The organism is Pseudomonas sp. 51_B (assembly GCF_017491595.1).
Classification (GTDB): Bacteria; Pseudomonadota; Gammaproteobacteria; order Pseudomonadales; family Pseudomonadaceae; genus Aquipseudomonas; species Aquipseudomonas promysalinigenes.
Window position 1 is genome coordinate 76,996 of sequence record NZ_JAFGYW010000016.1, and the last position, 16,780, is coordinate 93,775.

At 61.6% G+C, this 16,780-nt stretch carries 15 protein-coding genes; 5 read left to right on the forward strand and 10 right to left on the reverse strand.

The features are described from left to right. Positions 1–76: 76 nt before the first annotated feature. From aroK to pilM, 5 genes are read right to left on the reverse strand one after another with little or no spacing between them, the layout of a single operon-like run. Positions 77–595, reverse strand: coding sequence for a shikimate kinase AroK (gene aroK / locus J5M56_RS17055; RefSeq protein WP_060479889.1), 519 nt, complete (start codon positions 593–595; stop codon positions 77–79). Between the two features lie 4 nt (positions 596–599). Continuing rightward, the gene (locus J5M56_RS17060; RefSeq protein ID WP_207937366.1) at positions 600–1,865 is read right to left on the reverse strand and encodes a type IV pilus secretin PilQ family protein; all 1,266 of its coding nucleotides are present in this window, start codon (positions 1,863–1,865) and stop codon (positions 600–602) included. Further along, positions 1,792–2,808 (reverse strand): pilus assembly protein PilP, encoded by a 1,017-nt coding sequence (locus tag J5M56_RS17065; RefSeq protein ID WP_207937367.1) that lies wholly within the window; start codon positions 2,806–2,808, stop codon positions 1,792–1,794. The genes J5M56_RS17060 and J5M56_RS17065 overlap by 74 nt, the downstream gene beginning before the upstream one ends. Further along, on the reverse strand, positions 2,805–3,341 hold the full coding sequence (locus J5M56_RS17070) for a PilN domain-containing protein (protein ID WP_207937368.1): 537 nt from the start codon (positions 3,339–3,341) through the stop codon (positions 2,805–2,807). Before J5M56_RS17070 ends, J5M56_RS17065 begins: the two co-directional genes overlap by 4 nt. Further along, positions 3,341–4,204 carry a pilus assembly protein PilM gene (pilM, locus tag J5M56_RS17075; protein WP_207937369.1) on the reverse strand — a complete coding sequence of 288 codons (864 nt, stop codon included), beginning with the start codon at positions 4,202–4,204 and terminating at the stop codon, positions 3,341–3,343. The genes J5M56_RS17070 and pilM overlap by 1 nt, the downstream gene beginning before the upstream one ends. Positions 4,205–4,382: 178 nt before the next feature. Here pilM and J5M56_RS17080 point away from each other — a divergent pair, with 178 nt between their 5' ends. Then, positions 4,383–6,836: a penicillin-binding protein 1A gene (locus tag J5M56_RS17080; RefSeq protein WP_207937370.1), complete on the forward strand. Its 2,454-nt coding sequence runs from the start codon at positions 4,383–4,385 to the stop codon at positions 6,834–6,836. Between the two features lie 138 nt (positions 6,837–6,974). On the opposite strand, the gene J5M56_RS17085 is transcribed toward J5M56_RS17080, so the two are convergent. The 3 genes from J5M56_RS17085 to rpmE all read right to left on the reverse strand — a co-directional run bounded on the left by J5M56_RS17085 (position 6,975) and on the right by rpmE (position 9,460). Then, positions 6,975–8,243, reverse strand: a complete 1,269-nt coding sequence (locus J5M56_RS17085; protein WP_207937371.1) for a malic enzyme-like NAD(P)-binding protein — start codon at positions 8,241–8,243, stop codon at positions 6,975–6,977. Between the two features lie 168 nt (positions 8,244–8,411). Beyond that, the gene (locus J5M56_RS17090; RefSeq protein ID WP_207937372.1) at positions 8,412–9,242 is read right to left on the reverse strand and encodes a thermonuclease family protein; all 831 of its coding nucleotides are present in this window, start codon (positions 9,240–9,242) and stop codon (positions 8,412–8,414) included. Positions 9,243–9,244: 2 nt separating this feature from the next. Continuing rightward, positions 9,245–9,460: a 50S ribosomal protein L31 gene (gene rpmE / locus J5M56_RS17095; RefSeq protein WP_054884221.1), complete on the reverse strand. Its 216-nt coding sequence runs from the start codon at positions 9,458–9,460 to the stop codon at positions 9,245–9,247. 167 nt (positions 9,461–9,627) lie between these two features. Between rpmE and J5M56_RS17100 the strand changes: the two genes are divergently transcribed. From J5M56_RS17100 to J5M56_RS17110, 3 genes are all read left to right on the forward strand, one after another. After that, complete coding sequence (locus tag J5M56_RS17100) at positions 9,628–11,847, forward strand: primosomal protein N' (RefSeq protein WP_207937373.1); 2,220 nt, start codon at positions 9,628–9,630, stop codon at positions 11,845–11,847. Between the two features lie 108 nt (positions 11,848–11,955). Beyond that, positions 11,956–13,692, forward strand: coding sequence for an arginine--tRNA ligase (gene argS, locus J5M56_RS17105; protein ID WP_060479880.1), 1,737 nt, complete (start codon positions 11,956–11,958; stop codon positions 13,690–13,692). Position 13,693: 1 nt separating this feature from the next. Next, a complete protein-coding gene (locus J5M56_RS17110) occupies positions 13,694–14,395 on the forward strand; it encodes an SPOR domain-containing protein (protein ID WP_207937374.1) in 702 nt (233 codons plus the stop codon). 52 nt (positions 14,396–14,447) lie between these two features. On the opposite strand, the gene J5M56_RS17115 is transcribed toward J5M56_RS17110, so the two are convergent. Continuing rightward, complete coding sequence (locus tag J5M56_RS17115; protein WP_060479878.1) at positions 14,448–14,867, reverse strand: TM2 domain-containing protein; 420 nt, start codon at positions 14,865–14,867, stop codon at positions 14,448–14,450. Positions 14,868–15,033: 166 nt separating this feature from the next. Between J5M56_RS17115 and J5M56_RS17120 the strand changes: the two genes are divergently transcribed. After that, positions 15,034–15,663: a C40 family peptidase gene (locus J5M56_RS17120; RefSeq protein ID WP_186476262.1), complete on the forward strand. Its 630-nt coding sequence runs from the start codon at positions 15,034–15,036 to the stop codon at positions 15,661–15,663. Positions 15,664–15,737: 74 nt separating this feature from the next. Here J5M56_RS17120 and J5M56_RS17125 read toward each other — a convergent pair whose 3' ends face one another. Next, positions 15,738–16,736: a PilT/PilU family type 4a pilus ATPase gene (locus tag J5M56_RS17125; RefSeq protein ID WP_207937375.1), complete on the reverse strand. Its 999-nt coding sequence runs from the start codon at positions 16,734–16,736 to the stop codon at positions 15,738–15,740. Positions 16,737–16,780: the final 44 nt, after the last annotated feature.

A 16,780-nucleotide genomic window follows, 5' to 3' on the forward strand; every position in this document is an offset into this window, starting at 1 on the left:
TGGGCGCGGCGCCGGCTGTGCGCGCCGCGCAGGAACGTTGAACGTCGCCTCGGCGCTGGCCGAGAATAGTCCCGGCTTAACGGGGCGGCAACTGCTGCAGGCGCTCGAGGATATCGAGCACTACCATGCGTGGCGGCCGTTCGTCGGTTTCCACCACCAGATCGGCAATTTCGCGATAGAGCGGGTCGCGAGCCTCGAGCAAGCCGCGCAAGGTGGCCTCCGGGTTCGCTGTGCGCAGCAGTGGGCGATTGCGATCGCGTGCGGTACGCCCCACCTGCTGCTCCACCGAAGCATGCAGGTAGATGACTCGCCCGCCCGCGTGCAGTGCTTGACGGTTTTCCGCGCGCATGACCGCGCCGCCGCCGGTGGCCACGACGACGCCATCGAGCGCGCACAATTCGGCGATCATCGCCTGCTCACGGTCACGAAAGCCCGGCTCGCCTTCTTTGTCGAAGATCCACGGGATGTTGGCGCCGGTTCGCAGTTCGATTTCCTTGTCGGAATCCTTGAACAGCAGGCGCAGCTCTTTGGCCAACAGGCGCCCGATGGTGCTTTTACCAGCACCCATGGGCCCTACAAGTATCAAATTTCGCACAGAATCAACGACTCACAGCAATCGCCTGGTCACTCATGATACGCGGAGTCAGGAAGACCAGCAGCTCGGATTTTTTCTCTTGTAATGCATCGCGTCGAAATAGCCGCCCAACATACGGCAGATCGCCGAAAAATGGCACCTTGTCGACCACATTGTTTTGCGCGGTCGAGTAAACGCCACCGATGACGATGGTCTCCCCATTCGCTACCCGAACCTTGGCATTGACTTCGTTCTTGCGAATCGGTGGTACGTCGTTGAGGGCATTGACGAAATCGGGCTCATCCTTGGTCACTTTGACCGTCATGATGACATTGCCGTCCGGCGTGATCTGTGGAGTAACTTCCAGTGACAGCGAGGCTTCGCGAAAGGCTACCGAGGTCGCCCCGCTTTTGCTGGTTTCCTGGTACGGCACTTCGGTGCCTTTGAGAATCCTGGCGGTTTCCTTGTCAGCCGTAACCACCTTGGGCTGGGAAATGATTTCGCCGTTGCCGCTTTTCTCCATCGCGCTGAGCTCCAGGTCCAGCAGCACACCGCCGCGCAACAACCCTACGCCAATGCCAGCTGCGGCCCGGTCCATGCCCAGGTCGACGAATAGGTCCTTGCCCAACAGTGGTGCATCCCCGTACAACTGCCGCCCCCAGCGCACCCCCAGGCCTTTTTCGTAATCGACATTGGCCTCCACGATACGCGCCTCGATTTCCACCTGCTGGACCGGTACATCAAGCTGTGCGACCAACTGGCGCAACTCGGCCAGGCGCTCAGCCGGCTGGTGCGCGACCAGGGTGTTGGTGCGCGTATCGACACTCAGGCTGCCACGGCCGGTCAAAATACCGTCATCGGCGAGCGTCGCCAGCAGCAACTCGGCAAGGTCCGAGGCCTTGGCGTGATGAATCGGTAGCAGCTCACGCCGCAAAGGCTCCAGTTGTGCGTCGAGCTCCTGTTTGATACGGGCACCGCGAGACTGCTCGGCCAACTCTGCGGCGGGCGCGACCAACAACACATTGCCCTGCTCACGTCGCGCCAGCCCCTTGCTGTGCAACACCAAATCCAGCGCTTGATCCCAGGGCACATCATGTAGCCGCAAGGTGATATTGCCTTGCACAGTGTCACTGGCCACCAAGTTGATCCCGGCATAGTCAGCCAGCACCTGAAGCACTGAGCGCACCTCCACATCCTGGAAGTTCAGGGTTATGGCCTCACCCCGAAAGGGCGCTGCCAGACACGCCTGACTGGCCATCAAGCCCACCACTAGCCATTTCGACAGCCTCATCGTCGCCCTCCGTGGCCTCAGTTTTCATGCTCTTCCTGAGCTTCAGCGTTACCGTGCGCTCTCGCCACACGCCTCCTACGAACAGACGCTCGCGGACCTCGAATTGCCGTTCGCCAACCTGCACCACTACCCCTCCCTCGCGCCCCAGCCGGTCCCCTGGGCGAACGCGGTACACACGCCCAGCCGACAACACAAGCGCTTCGCTCTGCTCACCGCGCTGCAGGCTTCCGACCATCTGCAGCTGTGCCAGCGCAACACTGGCAAGCCCTGTGCGCACTACACGAGCCGGCGAGGAAGAAAACGGATCCAGGCTCACAGGTTGCATCTGACCGCGAGCAGGCACATCGGCCAGTGATGGCGGCTGTGGTACGGAGCCGTCGGCTTGATAGACATACACTCTCATACCAAGGCTCAACAGCCCTGGCCGATCCTCCGTTGGCTCCAGCCGCATCGTCTCGGCACGCAGCAGGCGAACCTGGCCAAGCCAGTCGTCCAGCCACACCCGAAGCCCTGCATACCCCCCAACTACGCGTATATCCACAGGCGTCTGCCAGTAGCCAGGTCGCTTGACCTCCTCGCCCACATCCAGTTGCTCGAAGTGCAGGCCATGGGCATGCCCTGAAGCGGCCAACTGATCCAGCAAATCGCTCATGCCTGCGCCGGCAGCCAGGCGCCAGCGAGCATCCTGCAACTGCATCAGCTCAGCCTCGTAGTTTTCACGAAGTTGCCCGAGCGCCTTCACCTCGCCAATTGCAGCTTGTTGGTCTTCCAGCAGCCCCACATACCGAGCACGTGCCACCTCCTCACGCTGTAGCCATTGAGGTAGAAGAAGCAAGCACCCAAAACCGAACACAACAATGCACAAAATGCCCGGTAGCGCACTGCGAGCCAGTGGCAAGCGCTCTATCAATGCCAGCAACTCTCCACCGCGCAACAGGTTCATGACCAGACTGCCGATACGCGCGCCAGCAGCAGAAACTCGTCGCCGCCCGGCTGCTGCCTGATGTGTTTGAGCTCCAGGTCGCGTAGCACGCCAGAGCGCTCAAGTTCACGCATCAGCTGCGCCACTACAGCGCTGGAGGCAGCTATCCCGGCCATGCGCAATTTCGAGCCGTCCATCTCCACGTGGCGCAGACGAACGCCCTCCGGCATTGCCCGCTCGAGGTCGGCAAACACTGCGCTTGGCAGCCCTTGCTGGGTACGCAAGCCTGCCAAGGCCGCAACCTGATTGCGCACGTCGGCGTAAGCCTGGGTGATGCGTTCGTGTTCAGAGAGCTGCGCCTGGAGTGCCTGTATTGCGACCTGCTGGGCGTGGCTGGCCGTGGCATGCTGGCGAACGCGCTGACGAGCCAATTGGTCCATCAACAGGACGGCGCACAGCGCCAACACTGCAGCCCCTACCAACATCAGGCGTAAACGCTGGATCGCCGCTTGGCGCTGCCGCTCTCGCCAGGGCATCAAATTGAGGCGCAACATCAATGTAGGCTCCCAAGCGCCAAGGCAAAGGCCAACGCCATGCAGCCGTCCTGGCAGTGCACACCTGCCACAGGCGGCAACGGGTGGCACGGCAAGCCAAAGCGCTCACTCAGGCGAAGCAGCGCGTCTTGACCGATTGCCGACGCACCGGCCACAAGCAGTTCAGTCGGCATCTGGCCATCTGCCAGTTCATCGAGCAGCTCCAGGCCTGCCCCCGTCTCCAGCGGCCACTCAAGCCGGACAGGCAGGGTATCGCCAAGCCAGCCATGCAACGTTGCGCTTCCCGGCTCGATGCGCAGCAGCGCTGCGCCACTGTGGCCTTGACCCGGCAGCAGGCGACGCAGGGCAATTGTGTCAACTTCCACCACCTCGAGTTCCAGATCCGCGGCTTCGAAGGCAGCGACCAAAGGCTGCAGCGAGCTTTGCCGGCTGGCCGCAACCAATACATCCTGACATCCCGGTTGCAGCAGGGAGTCCCCCAGTACCTGAAAGTCCAATGCCAGATCTTCGAGTGGGAAAGGGAAGAGCTGCTCCGCATCACCCAGCAGTTGCGCCTCCAGCTGGCTGGGGGCCTGACCCTCAGGCAAGCGGCACAGCTTGCAGATGACCTGCGAGGCGGGCAGTGCCACTGCGGCTCTACGTAGGCGCCTGCCCGATTGCTGACACGCGTTGCGCAAAGTAGCTATCAAGCGCTCTGGCCCCTGCGATCGGTTGCCAGGCGCGAGCGGCTCGAACTCATGCACCGCCCAGACAAGCGGCTCATAACGCCCCCTGTGGCGCCGCAGTTGGGCAACCCGCAGTGAATCCGAGGTGATTTCCACCCCCAGCAGTGAACTGGCATCCTTGCCAAAGCGTCCTAACATCACGATTTCCTTGTTACAACCATGAACCGCCACACTGCCGGGCCCTGAAGGGCCAAACGGTGCAGCGAGCCGCCTGGCCGGTCACCCGGCGAAGCGAAAAGTGCTTATAATGCCCAGCGTTTTTTTCGTCCGCCGGCCCCGTGCGCAATTCACCTCTCAACCTGGACACCGAAAAGCCTTGATACGCCTGCTGAAGTTCTTCTGGTGGTCTTTCGTCGCAGTCATCTGCGCGCTCGTACTCGGTGTGAGCGGTGCGTTTCTGTATCTTAGCCCCAACCTGCCATCGGTCGATTCACTCAGAAGCATCCAGTTGCAGATCCCACTGAGGGTCTTTAGCAGTGACGGCAAGCTGATCGCCGAGTTTGGCGAAATGCGGCGCTCGCCGATCCGCTTCGCGGACATTCCGCCACAGTTCATTCAGGCACTTCTGTCAGCGGAGGACGACAATTTCCTCAATCACTACGGTGTGGATCCGAGCAGCCTGATGCGTGCTGCTACCCAGCTGGTGAAGTCCGGTCACATTCAGACCGGCGGCAGCACCATTACCATGCAGGTGGCAAAAAACTACTTCCTCACCAGCGAACGCAGCTTCTCGCGCAAGACCAGCGAAATTTTGCTGGCTCTGCAGATCGAGCGCGAACTGACCAAGGACGAAATCCTTGAGCTGTACGTGAACAAGATCTACCTGGGCAACCGCGCCTACGGTATCGACGCCGCGGCTCAGGTTTACTATGGCAAGTCGATCCGCGACGTGAGCCTGGCACAGATGGCAATGATCGCCGGTCTGCCGAAGGCACCCTCACGTTTCAACCCGCTGGCCAACCCGGCCCGTGCCAAGGAGCGCCGTGACTGGATCCTTGGGCGCATGTACAAGCTCGGCAAGATCGACGAAGCCAGCTACCAGGCTGCCCTGGCCGAACCGCTCAACGCCAGCTACCACGTACCGACCCCTGAGGTGAACGCACCTTACGTGGCTGAAATGGCCCGCGCCGAAATGGTCGGCCGTTATGGCGGTGATGCCTACACCGAGGGTTTCCGCGTGACCACTACGGTGCCTAGCGATATGCAGGAAATGGCCAACAAGGCCATTCTCAACGGCCTCACCGAGTACGACGAACGCCATGGCTATCGTGGCCCGGAGGCGCGCTTCCCAGGCAAGACGCATGCTGCCTGGCAACAAGAGCTGAACAAGCAGCGTAACCTCGGCGCGCTGGAGCCGGCCATCGTCACCCAGGTCGAGAAAACCGGCATCAAGGTGCTGACCCGTGACGGCAAGGATGAAGAGGTTGCCTGGGACACCATGAAATGGGCACGCCCCTACATCAACACCAACGCCCAAGGCCGTTCGCCGCAGTCGCCCGCTGACGTCGCGCAGGTCGGCGACCTGGTGCGCCTGCAGCGCCTGGACGATGGCAAGCTCAAGTTCAGCCAAGTCCCCACCGCGCAGAGCGCGCTGGTCACCCTCGACCCGAACAATGGCGCCATCCGCGCGCTGGTAGGTGGTTTCTCGTTCGAGCAGAGCAACTACAACCGCGCCATGCAGGCCAAGCGCCAGCCAGGTTCGAGCTTCAAACCGTTCATTTACAGCGCAGCCCTGGACAGCGGCTACACCGCCTCCAGCCTGGTCAACGATGCTCCGATCGTATTCGTCGATCAGTATCTGGACAAGGAATGGCGCCCCAAAAATGACACCAACACCTTCCTTGGCCCGATTCGCTTGCGCGAGGCGTTGTACAAGTCCCGTAACCTGGTTTCGATTCGCTTGCTGCAGGCCATGGGGGTGGATCGCACCATCGATTACATCACCAAGTTCGGCTTCAACAAGCAGGACCTGCCGCGCAACCTGTCGCTTGCACTGGGTACCGCAACCCTGACACCGATGGAAATCGCGACTGGCTGGAGCACCTTTGCCAATGGCGGCTACAAGGTGAACCCGTATCTGATCGACCGTATCGAGAGCCGCAGTGGTGAAACGCTGTTCACCGCCAATCCAGCCCACGTCCCTCAAGGGGCTGAGGACAATGCAGGGTTGCCTGCTGCGGAGCAACCGATCAGCACTTCCGCCCTGCCAGGCGAGGCGCCCTCTGCCCTTGGCGAGGTTGCGCCACCACCGCAAACCCCGGCCGTCGCTGAACGAATCGTCGACAATCGCACTACTTACATCCTCACCAGCATGCTGCAGGATGTGATCAAACGCGGCACCGGCCGCCGGGCCCTGGCTTTGGGCCGTGACGACCTGGCCGGCAAGACCGGCACCACCAACGAGTCCAAAGATGCCTGGTTCTCAGGCTACAACGCCGATTTTGTGACCACCGTGTGGGTTGGCTTCGACCAGCCAGAAAGCCTCGGCCGTCGCGAGTACGGCGGCACGGCGGCACTGCCTATATGGATGAAATTCATGGGCGCGGCGCTGCATGGCAGGCCAAGCCATGCGCCAGCGGAGCCGGACGGCATCCTCAGCCTGCGAGTCGACCCGGTGAGCGGACGCGCGGCCTCGCCAAGCACGCCTAACGCCTACTTCGAACTGTTCAAGGCCGAGGACTCGCCACCGTCGGTGGACGAACTAGGCAATGGCGTTGCGCCAGGTAGCCCGCTGCCAGCCGATGAAGCGGCGCCTATGGACCTGTTCTGACCCTCAACTTGGGGTGATGCATCTATCAAGCGCCGCCCGCGCGGCGCTCGCTCTCACAGCCACCACAACCCTCAAGACGAACACAAAAAAGCCCCGACTCTCGCGAGCCGGGGCTTTTTGGTGCCGCACGGGCTGCTATCAGCCGTTGAACACTTCATCCACGCTGTTGAGCGGGTAGTGCTTCGGATACGGCAGCGTTGCCACACCGGACTCGATGGCGGCTTTGGCCACAGCGTCGGAGACGACGGTGATCAGGCGCGCGTCCAGCGGTTTCGGGATGATGTACTCGCGGCCGAACTCCAGGCCTTCAACACCGTAGGCTTCGCAGACTTCCTTAGGCACCGGCAGCTTGGCCAGGTCTTTCAGGGCGATAGCGGCAGCGATCTTCATTTCTTCGTTGATGCGCTTGGCGCGAACGTCCAGGGCACCACGGAAGATGAATGGGAAGCCCAGTACGTTGTTGACCTGGTTCGGGTAGTCGGAGCGACCGGTCGCCATGATCACGTCGTTGCGAGTAGCGTGGGCCAGCTCTGGGGAAATTTCTGGGTCCGGGTTCGAGCAGGCGAACACGATCGGGTTGGCAGCCATCGACTTCAGGCCTTCCGGGCTCAGCAGGTTCGGGCCGGACAGGCCAACGAACACATCAGCACCGTCCAGAGCATCGGCCAGCGTGCGCTTGTCAGTGGCGTGGGCGAACTGGGCCTTGTACTGGTTCAGGTCGTCACGGCCAGCGTGAATCACGCCGCTGCGGTCGATCATGAAGATGTTTTCGACCTTGGCGCCCATGCTGACCAGCAGCTTCATGCAGGAGATGGCAGCAGCGCCGGCACCCAGGCAGACGATCTTGGCATCTTCGAGCTTCTTGCCGGCGATTTCCAGGGCGTTGATCATGCCGGCCGCGGTCACGATTGCGGTGCCGTGCTGGTCATCGTGGAACACTGGAATATCGCACTGCTCGATCAGGGTGCGTTCGATTTCGAAGCACTCAGGAGCCTTGATGTCTTCAAGGTTGATACCACCGAAGGTGATCGAGATACGCTTGACGGTGTCAATGAAAGCCTGCGGGCTTTCCGAGTCGACTTCGATGTCGAACACATCGATACCAGCGAAACGCTTGAACAGAACGCCCTTGCCTTCCATCACTGGCTTGGATGCCAGTGGGCCAAGGTCACCCAGACCCAGGATAGCGGTGCCATCGGAAATGACCGCGACCAGGTTGCCCTTGCCGGTGTACTTGTAAGCCAGCTCAGGATCACGGCCGATTTCACGCACAGGCTCTGCAACACCTGGGCTGTAGGCCAGGGCGAGATCACGGGCGGTGGCAGTAGGCTTGGAGAGCTCGACGCTCAGTTTTCCCGGACGGGGCTGAGCGTGGTATTCGAGAGCGGCAGTTTTCAGGTCTGACATGGTGGGCATTCCGCTATTTACTGTTCTGACGGGCCGCCGAGGATACGCAAAGAGCCGGGGAGTCACAAGACTGGTCAGTCACTTGTGTCAAGGCCTTTAGCCTACGACTTTAAGCTATCACACACGGGGCATGCGGCACTCAGTGTGTACAATTCAATAGCGAAATGTCTACATCTTTCGGCTTGATGTGCGCTCAAGCATACTGGGGTCTGTCAGAGGTAAAACCCAGCGCCGCTGCCCTGGCTTGAGCCCGCCCTGGCGGGATCGATCCTTCACCCAGCCCCGCACCTCGACCTGGCGCCCTTTGAGGTTATCGAAGAACCGCGCCGGGAAGGAGGGTTGCAGACGAGCGGGAATCTGCAACACCACACGCCTGTCCAGTTCCAGCCAGACGCCACCACGATTGCGTTCGATGTTTCCCACAGTGCCAGTCAGCACGGCGAAGCCCGATTGCTTTACACGTTCGGCCCTGAGCACGGGCGAGTTGCCCCACAGACCGGCCCGCTTGTTGCGCGCCACCTGCTCGGCCGCGCGCTGGCAGCCCACCAACCGCACATTGGGTGCGACCGCGACACGAAACCCAAGCCCTTCGCTGAGCAACTGTGCTTCCAGATTGTTGCCACTGCGGTCATAAACATGCGCCAGGGTGCGGCCATATTTGTCCCTGCCCTGCACGCCTGGCACCAGCCCCAAGCGCCCGTCGCTGGCTTTGACCAGTGCTTGCAGGCGCTGCCTGGCGGCCTCGGCATAAGGCTCGCTGGGTTGTGCTTTGCGCCCGATCTCTGGGGCATTGATGCCGATCATGCGAACGCTACGACCGTCTGTCAGGCGCAGGGTGTCGCCGTCGACCACTTGGCGCACCGCTACCCGCTGCGGCTGGTCAGGCACCGGGCAGAACGCCAGGGCTGGGAGGTGCCAGATTGCGCCCACAAAAAAAGCGCCCACAAGGGGCGCCTTTTTCAGCAACACTGCGAAGCCCGAAGGGTTCGACATGCGCATGATTACTTCTTGGTACCGAACATACCGAAGCGATCGGCGAACTTCTGTACGCGGCCGCCGGTGTCCAGAACTTTCTGCTTACCGGTGTAGAACGGGTGGCACAGGTTGCAAACGTCGATCGCCAGGGTGTCGCCCAGGGTCGAACGAGTTTCGAACTTGTTACCGCAGCTGCAGGTGACTGCAACTACTTCGTAGTTCGGGTGGATACCTTCTTTCATGGTCACTTCCTCAAGCTGCGTGCCGCCACCCAACACCTATTGTTGAATACCGCACGTAATTAGGCGGCAAATAATACCAGAGCATCGCGCCAACGCAAGTTGTCGCTTGCACCGACCGTCGTCTGCTAGGCTCGCCAGTCTTCGAAACGCCCTGCGAGACCTCACGCGTGCCCGACGTCATTCTGCGCCTTGCCCTGCCCTCCCCGTTGCGCCGCCTGTTCGATTACAAGGCGCCTGCAAGCATGGCGCGCCAGGCACTGACCCCCGGCATGCGCGTTCGCGTGCCATTCGGGCGTCGCGAAATGATCGGTGTGCTTGTGGAGGTGTGTGCACAGAGCGAGGTGCCCGCCGACAAGCTAAAGCCCGCCAGTGCCTTGCTCGACTCGGTTTCGCCGATCCCGCCAGCGCTGTTCAAGCTGTGCCTATGGACCGCGCAGTACTACCAGCACAGCTTTGGCGACACTTTGAGCTGGGCCCTGCCTGCGCTGCTGCGCCAGGGCGAGCCCGCCGAGATGCGCCAGGAGCGCTTCTGGCACGTAGCACCCGACGCACGCCTGGAGGACCCACGCATCGCCCGCGCGCCCCGTCAGCGCGATGCCCTCAAGACCCTGGCCCAGCACCCGCACGGCGTGGCGCACAGCCTGCTGAGCAAGCTGAACCTGAATAAGGACAGCCTCGACCTGCTGCTGGCCAAGGAGCTGGTTCAACTTGAGGTACGCCGCCACCAGCCGGCGCCACGCCATGAACATTTGCTGGCGCAGCCGGAATTACCGCTGAACGACGAACAACGTGATGCGTTCGACGCCGTGCGGGAGGGCTTTGATGCGTTTGCTGCCTTCCTGCTGGCCGGCGTCACCGGCAGCGGCAAGACCGAGGTGTACCTGCAACTGATTCGCGAAACCTTGGAGGCCGGTAAGCAGGCCCTGGTACTGATCCCGGAAATCAACCTAGGGCCGCAAACCCTGGCGCGCTTCGAGCAGCGCTTCAACGCCCGCATCGCCTTGCTGCACTCGGCCGTGAATGATCGTGAGCGCCTCGACGCCTGGCTGGCCGCTCGCGACGGCGAGGCCGACATCATCATCGGTACGCGCTCGGCGCTGTTCACGCCGATGAAAAACCCAGGGCTGATCATCATCGATGAAGAACACGACGGCTCCTACAAACAGCAGGAAGGCCTGCGCTATCACGCCCGCGACCTGGCGCTGGTACGCGCCCAGCAAGAGAACATTCCGATCTTGCTCGGCTCCGCGACGCCGTCGCTGGAAACCTTGCACAACGCACTTACCGGCCGCTATCGCCTGCTGCGCATGAACCAGCGCGCCGGTGGTGCCCGCCCGCCGCGCATGTTGCGCCTGGATGTGAAGAGCCTGCCGTTGGACAGCGGTATCAGCGGCCCTTTGCAACAGGCCATTCGCCAGACCCTGGAGGCCGGTCAGCAGGTGCTGGTGTTCCTCAACCGCCGCGGCTTCGCCCCAACCTTGCTGTGCCATGACTGCGGCTGGCTGTCCGAATGCCCGCGCTGCGATGCACGCATGACCGTGCACCAGCGCTCTGGCGTGCTGCGTTGCCATCACTGCGGCTACGACGAGCGCCTGCCGCAGCAGTGCCCGCAGTGCAATCATGTCGACCTGCGCCCGGTTGGCGCCGGCACCGAACGCGCAGAAGAACGCTTGAAAGTGCTTTTTCCGGACTATCCGATTTTGCGCGTGGACCGCGACAGCACGGCCCGCAAGGACGCCATGCATACGCTTTTCACGACCATTCAGCGCGGCCAGCCGAGCATCCTCGTGGGCACCCAGATGCTAGCCAAAGGGCATCATTTCCCTCGGGTGACCTTGGTAGCCATCCTCGATGCCGATGGCGGCCTGTTCTCCGGCGACTTCCGCGCCAGCGAACGCATGGCCCAACTGATCGTGCAGGTAGCGGGCAGGGCCGGGCGCGCCGAGGAACCGGGCAAGGTGGTCATCCAGACGCACTTGGCCGACCACCCACTGCTGGTGCAATTGACCGAACAAGGCTACTTCGCCTTCGCCGAACAGGCTTTGGACGAACGGCGCAATGCTGGGCTGCCGCCGTTCTCTCACCTGGCCCTGCTGCGCGCCGAAGCGCACAAGCCCGGCCAGGCCGAAGGCTTCCTCGACCAAGCCTGCGCCGCGGCCGAGCGCCTGGTGGCAGAACAGCAACTGCCCGGCATCGAGCTGCTTGGCCCGGTGCCTGCGCCCATGGAGCGGCGCGCCGGGCGCTTCAGGGCGCAACTGTTGGTTCAGGCCAATACCCGAGCCCCCTTGCATCGACTGATCAGTGCCTGGTTGCTAGTGTTGGAGCAACTGCCGAGCGGGCGCCAGGTACGCTGGTCGCTGGACGTCGACCCGGTGGACCTTTATTGAGCATGTGCCCTAAAGGTTGGCAACCCGCGCCCAGCAACGGATAATGCCCAGTTTTTCCACCAGCGCATCCAGGCGCCCTACCGCGCTTGCGGTCGAAAAGAGATCCCAATGAAAGACACCATTCGCCAGCTGATCCAGCAAGCCCTCACCCAACTCGTCACCGACGGTGTGCTGCCTGAAGGGCTCTCGCCGGCGATTCAGGTGGAAAATGCCCGGGACAAGACCCACGGCGACTTCGCCAGCAACATCGCCATGATGCTGGCCAAGCCAGCTGGCATGAAGCCGCGCGAGCTGGCAGAAAAACTGATCGACGCATTGCCGGCCAGCGCCGACATCAGCAAGGTCGAGATCGCCGGCCCTGGCTTTCTGAACTTCTTCCAGAACACCGAGGCCCTGGCCCAGCGCCTGGACGCAGCGCTGGCCGATGCCCGCCTGGGTGCACGCAAGGCAGGCCCTGCGCAGAAGGTAGTGGTCGACATGTCGGCGCCGAACCTGGCCAAGGAGATGCACGTTGGCCACCTGCGTTCGACCATCATTGGTGATAGCGTCGCCCGCGTGCTGGAGTTTCTTGGTGACCAAGTCGTTCGTCAGAACCACGTAGGCGACTGGGGCACCCAGTTCGGCATGCTGCTGGCCTACCTGGAAGAAAACCCGATCACCAGTGACGAACTGTCGGACCTGGAAAACTTCTACCGCGCCGCCAAGAAGCGCTTCGACGAGTCTGAGGCGTTCGCCACCCGCGCCCGCGGCCTGGTGGTCAAACTGCAGGCCGGCGACCCAGACTGCATGGCACTGTGGACCCGCTTCAAGGACATCTCACTGTCGCACTGCCAGAAGACTTACGAGCTGCTCAACGTCAAGCTGACCATGGCCGACGTGATGGGCGAAAGCGCCTACAACGCCGACTTGGCCAACGTGGTCGCCGACCTCAAGGCCAAAGGGTTGCTGGTCGAAGACCAAGGCGCCCAGTGCGTATTCCTCGAAGAGTTCAAGAACAGCGAAGGCGAGCCACTGCCGGTGATCGTACAGAAGGCCGATGGCGGATACCTGTACGCCACTACCGACCTGGCAGCCGTACGCTACCGCAGCAACGTGCTGAAGGCCGACCGCGCCTTGTACTTCGTCGACCAGCGTCAAGCCCTGCACTTCAATCAGGTATTCGAAGTGGCCCGCCGTGCTGGCTTCGTCGGCCACCCAATGCAGATGGAGCACATGGGCTTCGGTACCATGAACGGCGCCGATGGCCGCCCGTTCAAAACCCGCGATGGCGGGACCGTGAAGCTGATCGACCTGCTCAACGAAGCCAAGGATCGCGCCTACGCGCTGGTCAAGGAAAAGAACCCGAGCCTTGGCGAAGATGAACTGCGCCGCATCGGTGAGGTGGTTGGCATCGGCGCGGTGAAATACGCCGACCTGTCCAAGCATCGCACCAGCGACTACAGCTTCAACTTCGAACTGATGCTCAATTTCGAAGGCAACACAGCGCCGTATCTGCTTTATGCCTACACCCGCGTGGCTGGCGTGTTCCGCAAGCTGGGCAAAGGCTTTGACCAAGTCGATGGCCACATCGTGCTGCAGGCCGCCCACGAGCAGGACCTGGCGGCACGCTTGGCGCAATTCGGTGAGGTGCTCAACAGCGTGGCCGAGAAAGGCACCCCGCACGTGCTGTGCAGCTACCTCTACGACCTGGCCGGCCTGTTCTCGAGCTTCTACGAGAACTGCCCGATTCTCGCCGCCGACACCCCAGAACAGCAGCAGAGCCGCCTGCGCCTGGCTGCACTGACTGGCCGCACCCTCAAACAAGGTCTGGAACTGCTCGGCCTGGAAACCCTGGAGCGCATGTAAGTTGGCTGCCAAGAAAAAACCAGCACCCAAACGCGGGGCCAGCCGCCAGACCGCACCAGCCAAGCAGCCGATTCCGGGCTGGATATGGTTGGCCGTAGGCCTGACGGTCGGTGCATTCATCGTCTTTCTTATGAAGCTCGAACCGGGTGGCGGCGAGATCAAGCGCACCAAGCCCGAGCAGCAGAAACCCGAGAAAGTGGCCGAGGCCGGCAAGTCGACCACGGCGGCCCCTGCACAGCAGCCGGTCAAGCCCAAGTACGATTTCTATACGCTGCTGCCCGAATCCGAGGTCATCGTGCCGCCGGAGGCTGTACCCGAAAAAACCCCGCCAGTCCCTGCCCAGCCCGTCACTCCAGTGACACCGGCGGAGGCTGCGAAAATCGATACCGCACGCGCTCAGGCCGCCTTGCTGGGGCAAACCCCGCCCCCGGCACCTCCGGTGATCAAGCCCGCCGCTACCACGCAGTACTTCATGCAGGCGGGTTCGTTCCGCAAGCAGGCCGACGCCGACAAAGTGCGTGCCCAGATCATCCTGCTGGGCCTGGCGGTCAAGGTCGAGTCGGGTACCGTGAAGGATGAAACCTGGTACCGGGTGCTGGTCGGGCCGTTCAGCAACCGCGAACAGCTGACCGGGGCACAAAAGCAGTTGTCGGGGGCAGGCTTCAACAACCTGCTACTGCAGCAGCGACAGACCCGCCAGTAATGAAAAAGGCCTTGCCGTACAACGCGACAAGGCCTTTTTTACGCGCAGGCGTTTAGCGATTGCGGGCGTTGGCTTCGGAAATCTGGCCGTTGAGGGTCCAGAAATCGTAGAGCACCCCAACGAGGAACAGGCCGCCGGTAAAGAAGTAGATGATCGCCGTGATCCACTTGCCCTGGTAAAGACGGTGTACGCCGAAAATGCCGAGGAAGGTCAGCAGTATCCAGGCGATGTTGTAGTCGATACGGCCCGATTGGAAGCGCATGTCCGCCTCACGGTCCATCGACGGGATCAGGAACAGGTCGATCAGCCAGCCGATGCCGAGCAGGCCCAGCGTGAAGAACCAGATCGTCCCGGTTATGGGCTTGCCGTAGTAGAAACGGTGAGACCCGGTAAAGCCGAAAATCCACAACAGGTAGCCAATGACCTTGCTGTGGGTGTCGTGATACGGCACGCCCTGTTGATAACTGTTCATTCATAGCCCTCGTCGGTTATCCGAAAATTTTCTAAAAAAAGTTGTGACTTTTTCGCCGCAGGGCGACGTACGGCAACATGACAATCGACCAACGGCCCAGAAAGGAGCCAAAAAGCTGTTATAAAGTTGCCCGCCAAACACATAATCACTCATAAGAGCTTCATCTATGCCGCCTTTATTCAAGACATGGCTGACCCTCTGCCTATTATTGCCCCTGGCCGCCCACGCCACCAACCGTGAGCAACGTCTTCCCAATGGCTTCACCGGTTACACCAGCAATGCATCGGTGAAACACGCGCCCACCAAGCAAACCTCGCTGCGCGCACGCTCGGCCTCTTCGAGCAAAAGTCACCACCTGCCTGCTGTTGCAGCCATGTCGCCCAAACAGAGCAGCAATGTACTGAGCCGTGCAGTCAATGTGCTAGGTACACCTTATGTTTGGGGCGGCAGCAACCCGAAAAAAGGCTTCGACTGCAGCGGGTTGGTAAAGTACGCGTTCAATGACGTGGCAGACGTCGACCTGCCGCGCACCTCCAATGCAATGGCTCAAGGCCACGGCGTGAAAGTCGCCAAAAGCGACCTCAAGCCCGGCGACCTGATTTTCTTCAACATCAAAAGCCGCCGAGTGAACCACGTTGCCATCTACCTGGGTAACGATCGCTTCATCCATGCGCCTCGCAGGGGCAAGCGGGTGAGCATCGACACCTTGAGCAAGCCGTACTGGCAGCAGCACTATGTGGTGGCCAAACGTGTACTGCCAAAAGAACAGCAAGCACTGAGCCTGGCCAAACGCTGATCTGATCAGCGCGAGTGAACCGCTCCCACAAGCCCTGTGGGAGCAGGTTCACCCGCTGTACGTCAGCACAGCCGCTACGGGTCACTAATCAACCCCCGCTCCCTCAGCCCCCGAATCGCTCCCTCCATCGTCCGCATGCCCTCCGCCGCCCCGGCCTGCATCACCGAACATAACTGCGCCATGCGCCCCTCGCGCACCAGATTGCGCACAGCAGGTGTCGCCGCCAGCACCTCACGCGCCGCGACACGGCCACCACCCACCCGCTTGACCAGCGCTTGCGCCACCACCAAGCGTAATGACTCTGCCAGCATGGCCCTAACCAGTGGCTTTTCCGGCGCCTCGAAAACCTCGACCAACCGATCGATGCTGCCTGCAGCAGAGCGCGTATGCACCGTGGCCAGCACCAGATGGCCGGTCTCTGCGGCACGCAACGCCAAGCGGATGGTTTCCAGATCGCGCAGCTCGCCAATCATGATCACATCGGGGTCCTGACGTAGCGCACTGCGCAAGCCTTGCGCGAAGTCGCGGCAGTGCCGGCCTACTTCACGCTGGTTGATCAGGCTGCATTGGCTGGTGTGGATAACTTCGATGGGGTCTTCAAGCGTGATGATGTGCAGCGCCCGTTCCCGGTTCAGCCGGTCGACCAAGGCCGACAGGGTGCTTGACTTGCCGCTGCCGGTCGGGCCGCCTACCAGCACAAGCCCATCCGAATATCGCGCAACAGCTTGATACACTTCCTCGAGGTCGAGCTCATCCACGCAGGCTATGCGCTGAGCAATCAGCCTGATGGTGGCGGCCAGACCATTGAACTGCCGAAACAGATTGAGACGAAATCGCCCCAGGCCAGGTAACTGCAAGGCCAGGTCCAGCTCATCGCCATGCTGCCATTGCCGGCACTGGCTCTGATCGAGCAAGGGCGTTATCGCATCGCCCAACGCGGCTGCCGTAATCTCTGGCAGCGGCATGCGCCGTAAGTCCCCATCCACGCGCAGCATCGGTACCTCGCCCGTTGCCAGGTGCAGGTCGCTAGCCCTTGCATCCATGGCCCGGGCCAACAGGTCGGTCACATCCATGAGACTCCCCAATAGCCATCAAGCAGGTAGAATGCCGAAGATCT